Origin of the sequence: Pinirhizobacter sp. (genome assembly GCF_036499745.1) — a bacterium.
Classification (GTDB): domain Bacteria; phylum Pseudomonadota; class Gammaproteobacteria; order Xanthomonadales; family Rhodanobacteraceae; genus Pinirhizobacter.
In genome coordinates this window covers 70,214-86,069 of record NZ_DASYDG010000045.1, presented here as the reverse complement: position 1 = coordinate 86,069, position 15,856 = coordinate 70,214, and the positions used below count along the sequence as shown (strand labels likewise).

Here is a 15,856-nt window from a genome sequence, read left to right as displayed (position 1 = left end):
TGCGATTTCGGCGTCTTAATCTGGCTCGGTAGGGTTTAGACCGATCCAAATCATCGATGGTCAGGGTGATGCCAGGGCTGCGAGGGATCTGAATAAGGTGGACAGGGCGGGAGGGCTTTGGACGCGCGCCTCAGGCGTCGCACGGGATATCGCCGCTTTTCGTAGGCAGATCGATGAAAATGGCGGTGCCGCCGCGGCATCCCCGGGGACTTGAAGCATCCACAGTTGGTGAGCCGAATGCCGTTGGATATCAGAATTTTTTTGATCGATCCAAGTTGAGAGGAGGGAAGAATCCTTGAGGCCATAAATCGTCCATCCGCAGTACGTGATTAAACGGGGATATCTGCGCCAACTCCAGAAGGCGCATACAAGTAGGGAATCACGAAATGACTCATTTGCCGCATAAGTTTCAGCGCAAGTCGATGTATACCGCGCTCGCCCTGGCGAGCTTGTCATTTGGCGGCATGGGGATGCCCGCCATTGCCTTTGCGCAGACGACTGCGCCTGCTGCCTCTTCGTCGACACCGCCGCCGCCAGCGTCGGATAGCGCGGTGGTAAAGAAGCAGGACAAGGGGAAGAAAGGCGATGTCACGGACCTGCAAACGGTCGTTGTCACCAGCTTCCGTCAGTCGGTCGACCAGAACATGCAGGACAAGCGTGATTCCAACTCCATCGTGGAGGTTATCAACGCGCAGAACATCTCGCAGTTTCCCGCGAAGAATATCGCCGACGCCTTGGCGCATGTGCCGGGCGTGGTCATCACCCGCGAGTCGGGCGAGGGCAAGACAGTCAGCATCCGTGGCCTCGCGCCCGAACTCACGCTGACCGAACTGAACGGCAACTACGTGGCCTCGGCCGATACCTCGGCCGGTCTCACGCGCTCGTTCAACTACACGTTGATACCGGCCAACATGTTCTCGGACATCAAGCTCTATAAGAGCCTGGAAGCGCGCCTGGACGAAGGTGGCATCGGCGGCAACGTCGACCTGCACACGCGCCGTCCGCTGGAAATGGCGGCCAATGACGGCTTCATTTCCTTCAACGGCACAGGTTCGGACAACAGCAGCAAGAAGGACCCCCAGGCATCGGCGCTGTGGTCCTGGAAGAACAAGGACGAAACCTTCGGTGTACTGGTCGCAGGCACCTACCTGAAGCGCCGGGACATCGATTACACGGCCAATGCCTCCAGCTGGCAGTGGTGGGACAACGACTGCGTCGACCATGCAACATGTACCCATCAGCCGACGAATGTGCACGGCCAGCCGTATGGCGCCGATGTGGCACCGAATCTCGCTCTGTGGCCCGGTGGCGGCGTGGTCGACCAGGCCGGCAACGGTTATTCGGGTTATTGGATGCCGCAGCAGTTCTCCACCAGCCGGAACCAGCTGGACCTGAAGTCCAAGAGTGCGCAGGTCACGCTGCAATTCAAACCCACCGACCATTTCCTGCTGACGGGCAACTACTTCCGCTTCCAGCGCGAACAGACCCAGATCACCAATACCCTGGAAGTACCCGAGTGGGGGCTGCCCAGCAACGCCAACTACTCCGACCAGCAGGGCAGGCTGCTTGCTCCCAACGGCCTTACCTTCGATCCCTCGCATACGGTCGTTACCGGCGCGAACTACGTCCTTCCACCCGCCGGGGTGGGTTGTAACGCCACGACCAACCCCGTCACGGGCGCGCAGCGGCAGACGGTGGACGTGTGCTCCACCGAAATTCCTTGGCTCAACGGCAACTACTCGGTCGAAAAAGCCACGTCCCAGACCCTCAACCTGGAAGGCGAATGGGACAACGGCGGCGACCTCAGCGGAACGTTCAACGTCGGCCGCACCTGGGCAACCGGCGGCCCGTCGGTGGAACTGGGCATGGCCGCCAAGCCGCGCAACTTCGTCAACGGGCAGTGGGTGGATGGCAGCAACGGGGCGTCGTGGACGCTCAACGGCAAGCCAACCATCAATGCTTCGCCCAACGTGCTGCAGAACATGCTGGCCGGTGCCGGACAGGTGGATCTTGGTTCCACCGGTTCCAACATGGTCAACACCAGCAACTCGCAGAACTTCGCACAGGCGGACTTCACCTGGGCCTTCGACGACAGCTGGATGCAATCGCTGCAGTTTGGCGTGAAGTACCGCGACAGCAACGCCGAACAGCAGAACAATGAACTGCGCTGGTACTGCAAGGGCACCACGCTTCAGTTCCAGACCTGCGATCCGAATGCCGGCCAGCTGCCCGGGGGGTTCCTGCTGCCCAACTCGCTTGACGGAAGCACCGAGGCCTATAACGACGCCACTTTCCCGGCGATCAATTACCCGGCCTACTACAACTACCTCAACTCCACCTACGACAAGGTGCTCTACGCCCATCCGGAAGACAAATCCTCGATCCAGGAAAAGATCGCGGCAGCCTATGTACAGGCGAACTTCCAGACCGACACCCTGCGCGGCAATGTGGGCCTGCGTTTTGTCAGCACGAAGCAGAACCTCACCGTGGCCGACGAGATCACCACCAACAACGCGGTGTATTACCACGATACCGGTGGCAACATCCTGATCTGCCCGACCACCGGCTTGAACATCGGCGGCGGGCCGTGCGCGCCGGGTGACTTCCAGTACCTGCCGCGCGAACAGTCGGTGATCCAGAACTTCTCCAACGCCACCACCAACAAGCGGTACAACAAGCTGTTGCCAAGCTTCAATGTGGCCTGGACGCTTCCGAACGACTTCGTGATCCGTGCCGCAGGCTCGCAGGCGATGGCTCGCGCCAACTACACCGACCTTGCGCAGCTCGGTAGCCTCACCAACAACACGGTGGACTACTACAACGACCGCAAGCAGTTCGGTGCGCCTCCGCCGGGCTGGTACGGCAGCGGCGCCAACCCGGACCTGAAGCCTTTCACGGCCACCCAGTTCGACCTGGCGGGCGAGTGGTACTACGCGCCTGAATCGGTGATCGGCCTGGACCTGTTCCAGAAAAAGGTGAAGAACTTCGTCGTCCCCGTCACCGTCAACAACATCAACGTGGACGTCGCCGGCACCGAGCAGAATTTCCTTCAGTACAGCACCAATGCCAACGGCCGCTCGGGCACGTCCAAGGGTGTCGAGCTTTACACCCAGCACACCTACGACTGGGGCTTTGGCTACATCGCCAACTACACGCTCAACAAGACCAACGAAACACCCGTTTCGCTGGGCGACACGCAGGTGGGCAAGTCCGAGCTGATCGGCAGCGCCAAGTATGCGGCGAACGTGTCTCTGTTCTATGAAAAGAACGGGTTGCTGCTGCGCGTCACCAACAACTGGACGGGCCGGACCATGCAGGGCCTTGCGTCCGGTCTTCCGATCTACACGCGGCCGTACCACCAGCTGGACTTGAACGGAGACTACGAGTTCAACAAGCACCTGATGCTGACCGCGTCGATCATCAACCTGACCAAGTCCAAGGCCCGCCAGTATCTGGGCGGCGACACCACAGCGCGTCTGTACGAGCTGGAATATGCCGGGCGCCAGTACTACGTGGGCCTCACCTACAAGTTCGGAAATGGCGGTTGATAAAGGATGAGCGGGGCCAGGCGTCTGCCTGGCCCCGCCGCTTGAAGTACTTTTTGTTTTAACCAGGAACTGATCATGACCCCAAGCCCGGCACGCCTTCGCCGCCATCGTTCCCTGAAACGCGGCTGGCCAGCCGCGCTGGCATCCGTCGTGGCGATTGCCGCCGTGGTAAGTCTTGATCTTGGCTATGCCAGGGATGCCAAGCTACAGCCGTCGGCGAAGTCGGTGGTGGATCTTGCCAACCCCCTGGTGGGTACTGCGCCGCTGGACCGGCAGGAACTGATCGGCAACTCGCCTCCGCCGGGCGAGCTTCTGTATTCAGGCATGACATCCCCAGGCGCCAGCCTGCCGCAAAGCTCGACCGAGGCGGCACCGGTCAATGTCAACGCGGACTTGAGTTACCCCGCGGGTGTGGACACCTCGTACTTCTACGGCCAGCCGACGATGTTCGGCTTCACCGGCGGCGGCGCCACCTACGGCGCACGCGCCGCGCCGATGATCTCACCCGTGGTGGGCGACTGGACGGTACCGCCCGACTACAAGGCGTCGTACTACGACAAAGCTACCGAGAAGGCTTCCCCGGGCTATTACGCGGTGGACCTGGCCACGTTCCATACCCGTGTCGAGCTGACAGCGACACGGTGGAGCAGCATGTTGCGCTTTACCTTCCCGGCCAGCCACCGCTCGAACGTGGTGGTGAATTTGCGTCGCCTGGGTGGCGATGTGGAAGTGGTGGGCGACCACACCATTCGCGGCGTCGCCGCCGCGGGACCCCGGCCCGAGCGCGATTCCGACGGTCGTTATTTCGTTGCCGAATTCTCCCGGCCGTTCGCCCAGTTCGGCAGTTTTCACGCCAACCCGGGCGAGGCCGGCCACAGCCACGGATTGCTCGGTACCTCCGATGTGCAGGCCGATCGGCGCACCGTATCGGGCAGTTATGCTGGCGCGTACGTTACCTTTGACACCAAGGCCGGCGACCAGGTACTGGTGCGGGTGGCCCATGGCCGCAGTGCCGCCGAGGCCGAAGATCGACTGAAGGCCGACGGCACGGACGCGAACTTCGACCGCGCACGCGAGCAGGCGCGCTCTGAATGGGCGCAACTGTTCGATCGCGTGCAAGTGACCGGCGGCACGCCCAAGCAGCGCATGCTGTTCTATTCCACGCTGTACCACTCCTTCGCAAGCCCGCGTCTGCTGGCGCACAAGGGCCAGCATTTCACCGATGCCCACGGGCAGGACCAGATCGCCAGCTACAACCGCTATGGCCCCGTGCCGTTCTGGGATACCGGCCGCAACCAGATCACCTTGCTGATGCTGCTTGATCCGAAGGTCGTGCAGGACATCATGCAATCCGAGCTCGACGCCGCGCGCGAACGCGGGTACATGAATACGTCCTTCCATGGCGACCATGCGGTGTTCCTCTACGACGGCGCCTGGCAGCGTGGCATCGATTTCGACTACGCCGCGGCCTACGAGTACCTGCGCAAGAATGCGACCGATCCCAAGGGCCCGCGGGGTTATCTGGCCGAGTACATGAAGAACGGCTGGATATCGGACATCGTTCCGCCGGGAAATCCCAGCCCGCCTTATGCGGCAGGCAAGGCGGGTGTGGCCACCACGCTCGAATATGCCTGGGACGACCACGCTTTGGCCGACGTCGCCCGCCGCCTGGGCAAGACTGACGACGCGCAGATGTTCGAGAAGCGCGCCGCGAACTACCGCAGCGCCTTCGATCCCTCGGTAGGTTTCTTCCGCGGGCGCACCGAAGACGGCAAGTGGATTTCACCCTTCGATCCGGGCGAGCCTTATTACAACTTCATGATGAAGGAAGGCTCCGGCTGGTCCACGCTGTGGCTGGTGCCGCACGACGTACAGGGCTTGATCGACCTGCTCGGCGGTCGCGTCGCCTTCAACGCCAAGCTCGACGCCTTCTTCTCCACGCCGTACACGGCCAAGGGCATCTGCCGCGACTGTACCGGCCTCATCGGCCAGTACGTGCAGGGCAACCAGCCAGACCAGCAGGCGGCGTACCTGTATGCATGGGGCGGTGAACCCTGGAAGACGCAGGCGCTGACACGGCGCATCCTTAGCGACCTGTACGGCAGCGATGCCAGCGGCTACGCCTATCCCGGCATGGACGACCAGGGTTCCACATCGTCGTGGTATGTGCTGAGCGCGATGGGCTTCTATCCGGTAGATCCTTCTACGCCCGACTACATCATCGGTAGCCCCATCTTCGACAAGGTTCGTTTGCACCTGGGCAATGGCAAGGTGCTGGAGATCGATGCGCGCAACAACTCGGCGAAGAACATGTACATCCAGTCGGCCACGCTCAACGGCAAGCCGTGGACCAAGCCGTGGTTCAGCCATGCAGACATCGCCGAGGGAGCCACGTTGGTGCTCACGATGGGACCCACGCCAAACAAAGCCTGGGGTGCCGATCCGCACGATGCACCGCCATCGATGTCGGCGGCCAAGCAGTAATGTTTAGGCCAGCGCGATAGCGAGGGTTGTTGCTGCGCCGCGCGGATGCCGGCCAGATCGCAGATTGAGCAAGCTGCGATAGTAAGTGTCGGCGAACTTTGCGACGCTTACTATCGACTGTCAGCGGCGCGGCGGGCACTATCGCCCGGTTGCCTCGAACGAGGTAACCGGGCTTCGAAACCCGTTTCTAAAGTTGACGGACGCCGCGAGGTTCTCGCGGCGTCCGTGCGTTGCCTCTGGCGGCGTGCCGGTGCGGGCTTTGCCCGGACCGATTCAGCTTTAGCGGTTTTTCGAACCCGGCACGCCGCCACCCTCAATCGCGAGGGTGGTGCACCGCTCGGAGTATCGATGTCAGTCATGGAAGAAAACGAAATCTACGCCGTGGTCGGCGAAGTCATGGTGCTGTCCGCACGCATTGAAGGCAGCCTCGAATCATGCATCGCGGCCTGCCTTCGCCCTTCCGATCCGGTCGCCTCCAGGCCGGTACTTCGCCGCCTGAACTTCAGCGGCCTGGTAGCGATCCTGCACGAACTGACGCAAGGGCTCTTCGATCGGCGCGACATCGAGCTGGTGGAATTCCGCCGCTGGCTGGGACGCCTCAAACGCATCCGCGAACGCCGTAACGACCTCGTACACGAAGTGCTGAAGGTCGCCCATTCGCGCGAGGAACTGGGACGATGGACCTCGGAGATCGAGCGCATGCGTGAAGAGTGCGCCGTTGCTCCGCAATGGGTGCAGATTCTTCTTGAGCGAGTGGCTGCCACACGATCGTTCGACAGCGCATGCAGTTCCTCCGGGAACCAGGTCATGGCACCATGTCATATCCCATAAGCAGGGTCGCCAGGATGAAGTCCCGCGTGATGTACATTGAGTGCAAATCCACTGGCCAGGCCAGTATCGGCCGCGTGTCCTTCTCAAAGACGGGAAGCACCCTGCGCTATCGCTCGCTAGAGTTCATCAGCCTCAAGGGGCGCGGCTTCAAGGCCAACTACCTGGAGATGGGCTCGAGAGAGCAATACTGGATATCCGGACCACGTAAAGACGGCCAGGATCGCCTATATGCCAGCTCGGTTCCGGTGGAAATCGACGAAGATGTCCGGGATGAGTATTTGAGGGATATCCGGGGTCTCCCGTAGTCCGGGCGACGTGAGCAGCTCTGTTTTCGCGCGAGTTAAATTGGGATCGAGAAAGGCTTGAACGGACTTCTGATTGCGCTACTTGCCTGGGCTTCACCCCAGCCGGCCACGGTGGACCCGTGCGTCAAGCTCGTGCCGAATGATCTTGCACGAGTGCTGGAGCGCCGGTTTCCCCAAGAGCGGCTCCCGCTTTCCACGGACACGTACGAGGAGGGCCGCAGGGATGCGGCCGCCCGAGGCAATTCATGTGTGCTTGTGGCAAGTGCCGATTTCGACGGTGACGCGCGTCCTGACCTGGTAGTTGTTCTTCCTGGAAAGAATGCGACGAGTTATCGCCTGATCGTCGCGCTAAATAAGCTGTCGGGTTATGGGGTAAGTTCGCTGCTGACGTGGAAAGGACCTGTTGCGAACATGTCCGTTTACCCGGCCGAACCGGGTGCCTATACCCACACCATGGATTATGCGTTCTCGCCCGAGCCAGGCTCCGTCGAGCATATCGTGACTTCGCACAGGGGCTTCTGGTTCGGCGAATTGGAGGGCGGGGCCGACGTCTACTTTTTCAGGAAGGGAAAATGGTCTTTCGTGCATGCCGTGGACTAGCGGCAGCGCTCCGCAGGCAATCCCTGCCATACCCCAAAAACGAAAAAACCCGCATCTCTGCGGGTTTCGCTAAACTTGGTGCCCAGGAGAGGACTCGAACCTCCACGGTTTTACCCGCTAGTACCTGAAACTAGTGCGTCTACCAATTCCGCCACCTGGGCAGGTGGAGCCGCGTAGATTAAGTACCTGTTGACCCCTTGTCAACAGGGCTTGCGAAACGATGCGACAATCGCGCGCATCATCCAACAAGGTAGTTAAGTGACCCGTAAAAAAGACTCCTCCGGCAAGGGCCCTGGCGCCCGCCCCTCCAACGCGCCAGGCGCGCCGCGTGGCCGAAAAGGCCCACCGAAGGCCGCGCCGCAGGGCAAGGGAAAGGGCGGTTTCACCGACCCCCATGCCGACCGCGAGGCGGCCCTCTACGACCAGCCGATCGCCAGCCGCGAGGCCATCCTGGCGCTGTTGTCCGAGCGTGGCGAGGTGCTTTCCGCCGAGGACATCGCCTCGGCGCTTTCCCTGCATACCGAATATGAAATCAATGCCTTGGGCAAGCGCCTGCACGCCATGGTCCGCGACGGCCAGCTGCTGCAGAATCGCCGCCTGGGCTACGCACCGGTGCAGAAGCTGCACCTGATCCCGGGCCTGGTGCTGGCCAACGCCGAAGGCTACGGCTTCCTGCGGCCTGACGAAGGCGGCGACGACCTTTACCTGTCGCCCCAGCAGATGCGCGCGGTGCTCCACGGCGACCGCGTGCTTGCCAGCGTGGTCGGCATCGACCGCCGCGGCCGCCGCCAGGGCGCGATCGTCGAGGTGCTGCAACGGCGCTCCTCACGCCTGGTGGGCCGCGTGGTGTGTGAGAACAACGTAACCCTGGTCACCCCGGACGACCGCCGCCTGCACCAGGACATCATGATTCCCCCGGGCAAGGAAAACGGCGCCCGGCCGGGGCAGATCGTGATCGCCGAGATCACCGATCCGCCCACCGTCCACCGAGGTCCGCTGGGTCATGTCGTGGCCGTGCTGGGCGAACGCCTGCAGCCCTCACTGGTGGTAGAGATGGCCATCGCCAGCCACGACCTGCCCACCGAATGGCCGGTGGACGTCACCCGCCAGGCCGAGGAAGTGGAGCCCCAGGTCACCGCCGCCGAGCGCCAGGGGCGTACCGACCTTCGCAAGCTGCCGCTGGTCACCATCGATGGCGCCGATGCGCGCGACTTCGACGACGCTGTTTACGCCGAGCCGCTGAAGGCAGGCGGTTTCCGCCTGGTGGTGGCCATTGCCGATGTCTCGCACTACGTGCCGATTGGCTCGCCGCTCGACCGCGAGGCCTACGAGCGCAGCACCTCCACCTATTTCCCGGGCTTCGTGGTGCCGATGTTGCCGGAGACTCTCTCCAACGGCATCTGCTCGCTGAATCCAAAAGTCGAACGCCTGTGCATGGTGTGCGACATGACGGTGGATGTCGAAGGCGAAGTCACGAAGGCGAAGTACTACGACGCAGTGATGCTGTCGCACGCCCGTTGCACCTATAATCGCGTATGGCAGGCCATCGGCGAGAAAGACGCCGACGCCCGCCACGAGCTGGCCAATGTGCTGCCGCAGCTCGAGCACCTGCACCAGCTCTACAAGGTGCTGTCCAAGGCGCGCAAGCGCCGCGGCGCCATCGATTTCGAAACACCCGAAGTGAAATTCCGCCTGGCATCGTCGGGAGAGGTGGTATCCATGGGCGCGGAGGAACGCAACGACGCCCACAAGCTGATCGAGGAATGCATGATCGCCGCCAACGTGCAGGCGGCCAGGTTCCTGTCGAAGAAAAAGGTCCCGGCGCTGTACCGCGCCCATCCGGCGCCGCCGGAAGAAAAATACGAAGACCTTCAAAAATTCCTCGCCGAGTTCAAGCTGCGCATGCCGCCGGCGTCGGAAGTTACCCCGGCCGATTTTTCCGCGCTGCTTAAGAAGGTGCGCGGCAAGCCGGAAGAAAGCCTGGTGCAGTCGGTGCTGCTGCGTTCGCAGAGCATGGCCATCTATTCACCGGAGAACCAGGGCCATTTCGGCCTGGCACTGGATGCCTACGCGCACTTCACCTCGCCGATCCGCCGTTATCCGGATCTGCTGGTTCATCGCGCCATTCGCTATGCCATCGGCCGCGGCGCCGCGGGCGAGTACGCCTACACCGACAAGGCGATGGCCAGCATGGCCGTGCACTGTTCACAGCGTGAGCGCCGCGCCGAGGAAGCCGAGCGCGACGTCGACGAGCGCTTCAAGTGCGCCTGGATGGAAAAACATGTCGGTTCGGAATTCGATGGTGTCGTTACCGGCGTCACGTCGTTCGGCCTGTTCGTGGAACTGACCGAATCGCGCGTGTCGGGCCTGGTGCATATCTCGCAGCTGCCCAACGATTACTACCGCTTCGAGCCCACCCGGCATTTGCTCGAAGGCGAGCGCTCGGGCCACCGTTTCCGCCTGGGCGATTACGCCCGCGTGCAGGTGCTGCGCGCCAGCCTTGAAGATCGCAAGATCGATTTCCGCCTGGTGCCCGGCGTGAAGGCGCCGCAAGCGAAACCTGCGGTGAAGCACGAGCATCGCCCGGAACCGGCGGCGCCGGCGAAGAAAGCTTCGCGCATCGCCTCGGCGGGTGCGGCCATCGGCAAGGCCGTGGGCAAGGTGTTCGGTCGCAAGAAGGTCGCCGAGGAACCGGTGCTACCCAAGCCCCAGCCGCGGCATGCTCCGTCGAAGACGGCGACCACCAAGGAAGCGGGCAGCAAGTACGGTCCGCAATACGGCGCACCGCGCGGGTCGGGCGAGGGTGGTCGCGCAGCTGTACAGGCCGGCGGCCGTCGCCAGGCGGGCCCGACCAAGGCGGGTGCGAAAGCCAGCCCGCAAGGTGGCCGTAGCGCACCCGGTGGCGGCAAGGCATCCGGCGGCAGCCGTGGCGGCCAGCAGCAGGCGGCGCCGGGCAAGTCCACTGGCGGCCAGCGCGGCCATGCTCCGGCTCCCGCCACCAAGAAATCTCCCCGTAGTCCAAGAGGAAAGGGCAAGGCATGAGCGAGACATGGATCGTCGGCATCAACCCGGTCGAGGGTGCGCTGGCGAACGACCCGGAGCGCGTACACGAGGTGATGGTGGAGCGGGGCTCGCGCAATGCGCGTGTCACCGCGATCGCCGAACTCGCCCGCAAGCTCAAGATCGTGGTCAAGGAAGCGTCGAAGGAGGCGCTCGAGCGCGCCGGTGGCGAAGAGCGACACCAGGGCGCCATTGCTCGATACGAAACGCCGCCGATGTTCACCGAGAACGAACTACCCGACCTGATCGAAAAGGTCGGCGGCGAGGCCCTGTTCCTGGTGCTTGATGGTGTCACCGATCCGCATAACCTCGGCGCCTGCCTGCGCAGCGCCGCGGCGGCGAAGGTCACCGCGGTGATCGTGCCCAAGGATCGCGCCGTGGGCCTGACACCCACGGTCCGCCGTGCTTCGGCCGGCGGTGCGGACCTCGTGCCGCTGGTGGCTGCCACCAATCTTGCGCGCGCATTGCGCGAATTGAAGGATGCGGGTGTCTGGCTTACGGGCCTTGCCGGCGATACCGACCAGTCGATTTACGCGATGGACCTGAAGGGTCCCATCGCACTGGTACTGGGCAGCGAAGGCGAGGGCATGCGCCGGCTTACCCGCGAAACCTGCGACTTCGTGGCCAAGATTCCGATGCCCGGGTCGATGGAAAGCCTGAATGTGTCGGTGGCTACCGGCATCGTGCTGTTCGAAGCATTGCGCCAACGAGGAGGCAAGTGATGAGCGGCTTCTACTGGCACGACTGGGCGGGCCTGCTGGGTGTGTTGCTGATGCTGGGCGCCTTCGCGCTATTACAGGCCCACAAACTGCATGGCAATGGGCTCACCTACCAGCTGATGAACCTCATCGGTGCGGTCGGCATCCTGCTTTCCCTCACCTTCGGGAATTTCAACCTGGCGGCCTTCGTCCAGGAGCTGGCCTGGTTCGCCATTGCCGCCTACGGCATCGCCAAGGGTACGCGGATGAAACCGAACGAGCATTCAGGTCCCTTCCCGGACCCTTGATATAATCCGTGCATCGACGGCGCGCAAAGCGCCGTAACCTGGCAGGGACGACCCTGTCGGCGAATTCCTTCCGCAGGGACGACCCTGCCACCGAAGGAGTCGCCTCCATGAGCTGGATCTATCTTTTCCTTGCCGGATTGTTCGAAATCGGCTGGGCCGTTGGCCTTAAATATTCCGCCGGGTTTACCCGCCTTTGGCCGAGCGTCGGCACCGCGCTGGCCATGGCGGTAAGCATCGTCCTGCTTGCCATGGCAGCGAAAACCCTGCCCCTGGGTACCGCCTATGCGGTGTGGACGGGTATCGGCGTGGTGGGCGCGGTGGCGCTTGGCATCGTGTTGTTCAACGAGCCGGTGACGGTGTCGCGGATGACCTGCGTGGCGCTGATCATCGCCGGTGTGGCGGGGCTGAAGCTGACCGCTTAGCCCACGGCTTCCCGGCCACGCGATCGCGGGGCCGGGGCGTTTTCAGACCGGCGGTTCCATGTCCGGGCTGGAGGTAAGGTCGCGCTTCACACGCTGCTTGGTCAGCGGCTCGCCGTGCACCAGGAACCACACGTTCTCGGCGATGTTGGTGGCGTGGTCGCCAATGCGTTCGATGTTCTTGGCCATGAACAACAGGTGCGTGCACGGCGTGATGTTGCGTGGATCTTCCATCATGTATGTGAGCAGCTGGCGGAACAGGGCGGTATAGGCGTCGTCGAGATCGGCGTCGTCCTTCCACACCTTGTAGGCGGCTTCGGCGTCGCGATCATGGTAGGACTTCAGCACCGTGCGGACCTCGGCAGCGGCAAGCTCGGCCAGGTGGCCAAGACTGCGCGTGGGGGTCACCGGCGCCACCATGCTGAGCGGGATCGAGCGCTTGGCCACGTTCGCGGCGTAATCGCCAATGCGCTCGATGTCGGCGGCAATGCGCAATGCCGCGAACACGTTGCGCAGGTCGCCGGCAATCGGCGCGCGCAGGGCCAGCAGGCGAACCACGTCGTGGCTGATCTCCTGCTCCATGGCGTCGATGGCGTCGTCGTTGATCACCACGCGCTGGGCAGCACGCTCGTCGCGCCGCTCGATGACGTCGATGGCGGCTTCCAGCTGGGTGACGGCAAGTTCCCCCATGCGGACGATTTCGCCGGTCAGCCGGGTGAGTTCGTCGTCGTAGCTCTTGATGATATGTTCGCGCGGCGTGCTCATGTTTATTCCTTGTGCCTGGATTTAACCGAAACGGCCGGTGATGTAATCCTCGGTCTGCTTCTTGTTCGGTTTGGTGAAGATCTTTTCCGTTCGGTCGAACTCGATCAGCTCGCCCAGGTACATGAAGGCCGTCAGGTCCGAACAGCGTGCCGCCTGCTGCATGTTATGGGTGACGATGACGATGGTGAAATCGTTTTTCAGTTCCTCCACCAGCTGCTCGATGCGGCTGGTGGCGATCGGGTCCAGCGCCGAGGTCGGCTCGTCGAGCAACAATACCTCGGGTTTGAGGGCGATGCCGCGGGCGATGCACAGGCGCTGCTGCTGGCCGCCGGAAAGGCCAAGGGCGCTCTGCTTGAGCTTGTCCTTGACTTCATCCCACAGGGCGGCGCTGCGCAGGGCCTGTTCCACCCGGCCTTCCATCTCCGACTTGTTCAGCCGTTCGTGGTGGCGGATGCCGTAGGCCACGTTCTCGAAGATGGTCATCGGGAAGGGCACGGGTTTCTGGAACACCATGCCCACCTTCGAACGCAGGCGGTTGAGCGAGTACTTCGGGTCGAGGATGTTTTCCCCGTCCAGCACGATCTGGCCGTTCGCCTCGAGCTTGGGGTAGATGTTGTAGATACGGTTGAAGATGCGCAGCAGGGTGGACTTGCCGCAGCCGGACGGCCCGATGATGGCGGTGACCTTCTTCTCCGGGATGTCCATGCTGATGCCCTTGAGCGCATGGAAGCCGTTGTAGAAGAAATTGAGGTCACGCACCGTGATCTTGGCCGGTGCCGGGGTGCCGTCGCCTGTGTGAGCCATGGCGGCCTCGGCGGCGGGGGCGGGGGAAAAGGCCGGATCAGTCATTGGACACCTTGGAACGGGCGAAGAGGAGCCGCGAGCCCAGGCTCAGCAGCAGGACGAACATGGTGACGACGAAGGCGCCGGCCCAGGCGATGGCGTGCAGTTTGTCGCCTGGATCGTTGGCGTACTGGTAGATCACCTGGGGCAGGCTAGCCATCTTGTCGATCGGATTCAGCGACATGTAGTTGTTGCCGAAGGCAGTGAACAGCAGCGGGGCGGTTTCGCCGCTGATGCGGGCCAGGGCCAGCAGAATGCCGGTGATGATGCCCGAGCGGGCCGACCGCACCAGGATCTGCATGGTCAGCTTCCACTGCGGCACGCCCAGCGAAAGCGCCGCCTCGCGCAGGGTGGAAGGCACCAGGCGCAGCATTTCGTCGGTGGTACGCACCACGACCGGCAGGGCGATCAGCGACAGCGCGATGCCGCCGGCGAGGCCCGAGAACGTGATGGCGCCGTCGGTCAGGTTCTTCATCGGCAACACAATGATCGTGTACACGAAAAGGCCCAGAACGATGGACGGTGCAGAGAGCAGGATGTCGTTGAGGAACCGCACCGAGGCGCCCAGCTTGGAGCGGTTGGCGTACTCGGCCAGCCACATGCCTGCCATCACGCCGATCGGCGTGGCGATGGCGATGCCGATGAAGTTGATCAGCAGGCTGCCTACCATGGCATTGGCCAGTCCCCCGTCCTCGCCGTAGGCGGTGATCTTGGTGAAGAGGCTGGGGCTCAGGGCGCTGATGCCTTGCCTGAGCGTTTCCCACAAAATCCAGGCCAGGAAGAACAGGCCGACCACCGTGGCGAGCGAAGACAGTAGCAGGGCCACGATGTTGGCGATGCGTCGACGCAGGTAAAGCGAATTATTGCTGGCCATGTTTAGCGGCCCTCCTTGGTGGCAAGGCGTTGCAGCATCATGCGGGCGATCAGCAGCACGATGAAAGTGACCACGAACAACAGGAAGGCCAGCGCCATCAGTGCCGATTTCTGCAGGCCTGCGGCTTCGGAGAACTGGTTGGCGATCGCCGAGGCAATGGAACTGCCCGGCGCCAACAACGATGCCGACAGCTGGAAGGCATTGCCCAGCACGAAGGCCACGGCCATGGTTTCACCCAGTGCACGTCCCAGCCCCAGGAAGATGCCGCCGATGACTGCCGAGCGCGTATAGGGCAACACGATGTCCCACACCACTTCCCAGGTGCTCGAGCCCAACGCGTAGGCCGATTCTTTCAGGCGCGTAGGCACCGTCTGGAACACTTCACGCATCACCGAGGAGATGAACGGGATCACCATGATCGCCAGCACGATGCCGGCGGTAAGCACGCCGCCACCGAACGGGTACTGGCTGGTGAAGAGCTTGCCGATGAAAGGCACATGCGCGGGAATCCATGCCACCTTGCCGTCGTCGGGCTGGGTGCTCATGTAGTTGATCAGCCAGGGTTTCACGTGCGCCGACATGAAGGGCGAGAAGATGAACAGGCCCCACATGCCGTAGATGATGGAGGGGATGCCGGCCAGCAGTTCAATGGCCGAGCCCACCGGGCTGCGCAACCAGTTGGGCGCCACCTCGGTCAGGAAAAGGGAAATGCCGAAGCTCACCGGTACGGCGATCAGCAAAGCGATGAGGGCAGTGACCACGGTTCCGAAGATCGGCACCAGCGCGCCGTAGGTATCGGTGCCTGGATCCCACTCGGTACTGATCAGAAAATGCCAGCCGAACGTTGCGAAGGCGTCACGGCCACCCCACAGGGTCGAACCGGCAGCACCTACCAGGGTAGCCAGTACGATCATGCCGCAGGCGGCCAGTAGCCAGGCGAACAGGCGGTCGTTCCGCGCGTCGCGGCGGTTGCGGGCGGCCATGTCGGCCGTAACCATCGGAGCGTTCACCATGGATGGCGATGACATGGGGCGCGGCGTCCTCGAGTTGTCTTCAAGATGCCGAAGCGGCCACCGACTCTTGCGAGTGCGGTGGCCGTCGGTAGGTAGGGCAGGGCCTGA

At 62.8% G+C, this 15,856-nt stretch carries 13 protein-coding genes and 1 tRNA gene; 9 read left to right on the top strand and 5 right to left on the bottom strand.

Annotated elements, in window-relative coordinates; genetic code table 11:
* The first annotated feature begins 386 nt into the window (after nt 1-386).
* The 5 genes from VGM61_RS15640 (at nt 387) to VGM61_RS15620 (ending at nt 7,768) form a co-directional block, all read left to right on the top strand.
* A complete protein-coding gene (locus VGM61_RS15640) occupies nt 387-3,548 on the top strand; it encodes a TonB-dependent receptor (RefSeq protein ID WP_331523789.1) in 3,162 nt (1,053 codons plus the stop codon).
* Between the two features lie 75 nt (nt 3,549-3,623).
* On the top strand, nt 3,624-6,032 hold the full coding sequence (locus VGM61_RS15635; RefSeq protein WP_331523788.1) for a GH92 family glycosyl hydrolase: 2,409 nt from the start codon (nt 3,624-3,626) through the stop codon (nt 6,030-6,032).
* A 357-nt stretch (nt 6,033-6,389) separates the two neighbouring features.
* Nucleotides 6,390-6,863, top strand: coding sequence for a hypothetical protein (locus VGM61_RS15630; protein ID WP_331523787.1), 474 nt, complete (start codon nt 6,390-6,392; stop codon nt 6,861-6,863).
* A 26-nt stretch (nt 6,864-6,889) separates the two neighbouring features.
* Nucleotides 6,890-7,168 (top strand): hypothetical protein, encoded by a 279-nt coding sequence (locus VGM61_RS15625; protein WP_331523786.1) that lies wholly within the window; start codon nt 6,890-6,892, stop codon nt 7,166-7,168.
* A 57-nt stretch (nt 7,169-7,225) separates the two neighbouring features.
* Nucleotides 7,226-7,768 (top strand): hypothetical protein, encoded by a 543-nt coding sequence (locus tag VGM61_RS15620; RefSeq protein ID WP_331523785.1) that lies wholly within the window; start codon nt 7,226-7,228, stop codon nt 7,766-7,768.
* Between the two features lie 76 nt (nt 7,769-7,844).
* On the opposite strand, the gene VGM61_RS15615 is transcribed toward VGM61_RS15620, so the two are convergent.
* Nucleotides 7,845-7,929: transfer RNA gene (locus tag VGM61_RS15615), tRNA-Leu, on the bottom strand.
* Between the two features lie 97 nt (nt 7,930-8,026).
* Here VGM61_RS15615 and rnr point away from each other — a divergent pair.
* The 4 genes from rnr (at nt 8,027) to sugE (ending at nt 12,256) form a co-directional block, all read left to right on the top strand.
* The gene (gene rnr, locus VGM61_RS15610; RefSeq protein WP_331523784.1) at nt 8,027-10,810 is read left to right on the top strand and encodes a ribonuclease R; all 2,784 of its coding nucleotides are present in this window, start codon (nt 8,027-8,029) and stop codon (nt 10,808-10,810) included.
* A complete protein-coding gene (rlmB, locus tag VGM61_RS15605; protein WP_331523783.1) occupies nt 10,807-11,550 on the top strand; it encodes a 23S rRNA (guanosine(2251)-2'-O)-methyltransferase RlmB in 744 nt (247 codons plus the stop codon). Before rnr ends, rlmB begins: the two co-directional genes overlap by 4 nt.
* Nucleotides 11,550-11,834, top strand: a complete 285-nt coding sequence (locus VGM61_RS15600) for a CBU_0592 family membrane protein (RefSeq protein WP_331523782.1) — start codon at nt 11,550-11,552, stop codon at nt 11,832-11,834. Before rlmB ends, VGM61_RS15600 begins: the two co-directional genes overlap by 1 nt.
* Nucleotides 11,835-11,941: 107 nt before the next feature.
* Nucleotides 11,942-12,256, top strand: coding sequence for a quaternary ammonium compound efflux SMR transporter SugE (gene sugE, locus VGM61_RS15595; RefSeq protein ID WP_331523781.1), 315 nt, complete (start codon nt 11,942-11,944; stop codon nt 12,254-12,256).
* Nucleotides 12,257-12,298: 42 nt separating this feature from the next.
* Here the strand turns inward: sugE and phoU are convergent, their stop codons facing one another.
* The 4 genes from phoU to pstC are packed head-to-tail and all read right to left on the bottom strand — an operon-like array spanning nt 12,299 to nt 15,763.
* Nucleotides 12,299-13,018 carry a phosphate signaling complex protein PhoU gene (gene phoU, locus VGM61_RS15590; protein ID WP_331523779.1) on the bottom strand — a complete coding sequence of 240 codons (720 nt, stop codon included), beginning with the start codon at nt 13,016-13,018 and terminating at the stop codon, nt 12,299-12,301.
* Between the two features lie 21 nt (nt 13,019-13,039).
* Nucleotides 13,040-13,867 (bottom strand): phosphate ABC transporter ATP-binding protein PstB, encoded by an 828-nt coding sequence (gene pstB, locus VGM61_RS15585; protein ID WP_414694899.1) that lies wholly within the window; start codon nt 13,865-13,867, stop codon nt 13,040-13,042.
* Nucleotides 13,860-14,735 carry a phosphate ABC transporter permease PstA gene (gene pstA / locus VGM61_RS15580; protein WP_331523778.1) on the bottom strand — a complete coding sequence of 292 codons (876 nt, stop codon included), beginning with the start codon at nt 14,733-14,735 and terminating at the stop codon, nt 13,860-13,862. The genes pstB and pstA overlap by 8 nt, the downstream gene beginning before the upstream one ends.
* Nucleotides 14,736-14,737: 2 nt before the next feature.
* Nucleotides 14,738-15,763 carry a phosphate ABC transporter permease subunit PstC gene (gene pstC / locus VGM61_RS15575; protein WP_414694898.1) on the bottom strand — a complete coding sequence of 342 codons (1,026 nt, stop codon included), beginning with the start codon at nt 15,761-15,763 and terminating at the stop codon, nt 14,738-14,740.
* Between the last annotated feature and the right edge of the window lie 93 nt (nt 15,764-15,856).

Coding starts and splice junctions, on each gene's coding strand:
- VGM61_RS15640 (WP_331523789.1), top strand. CDS start 387: ATGACTCATTTGCCGCATAAGTTTCAGCGCAAGTCGATGTATACCGCG.
- VGM61_RS15635 (WP_331523788.1), top strand. CDS start 3,624: ATGACCCCAAGCCCGGCACGCCTTCGCCGCCATCGTTCCCTGAAACGC.
- VGM61_RS15630 (WP_331523787.1), top strand. CDS start 6,390: ATGGAAGAAAACGAAATCTACGCCGTGGTCGGCGAAGTCATGGTGCTG.
- rlmB (WP_331523783.1), top strand. CDS start 10,807: ATGAGCGAGACATGGATCGTCGGCATCAACCCGGTCGAGGGTGCGCTG.
- VGM61_RS15600 (WP_331523782.1), top strand. CDS start 11,550: ATGAGCGGCTTCTACTGGCACGACTGGGCGGGCCTGCTGGGTGTGTTG.
- sugE (WP_331523781.1), top strand. CDS start 11,942: ATGAGCTGGATCTATCTTTTCCTTGCCGGATTGTTCGAAATCGGCTGG.
- phoU (WP_331523779.1), bottom strand. CDS start 13,018: ATGAGCACGCCGCGCGAACATATCATCAAGAGCTACGACGACGAACTC.
- pstB (WP_414694899.1), bottom strand. CDS start 13,867: ATGACTGATCCGGCCTTTTCCCCCGCCCCCGCCGCCGAGGCCGCCATG.
- pstA (WP_331523778.1), bottom strand. CDS start 14,735: ATGGCCAGCAATAATTCGCTTTACCTGCGTCGACGCATCGCCAACATC.
- pstC (WP_414694898.1), bottom strand. CDS start 15,763: ATGTCATCGCCATCCATGGTGAACGCTCCGATGGTTACGGCCGACATG.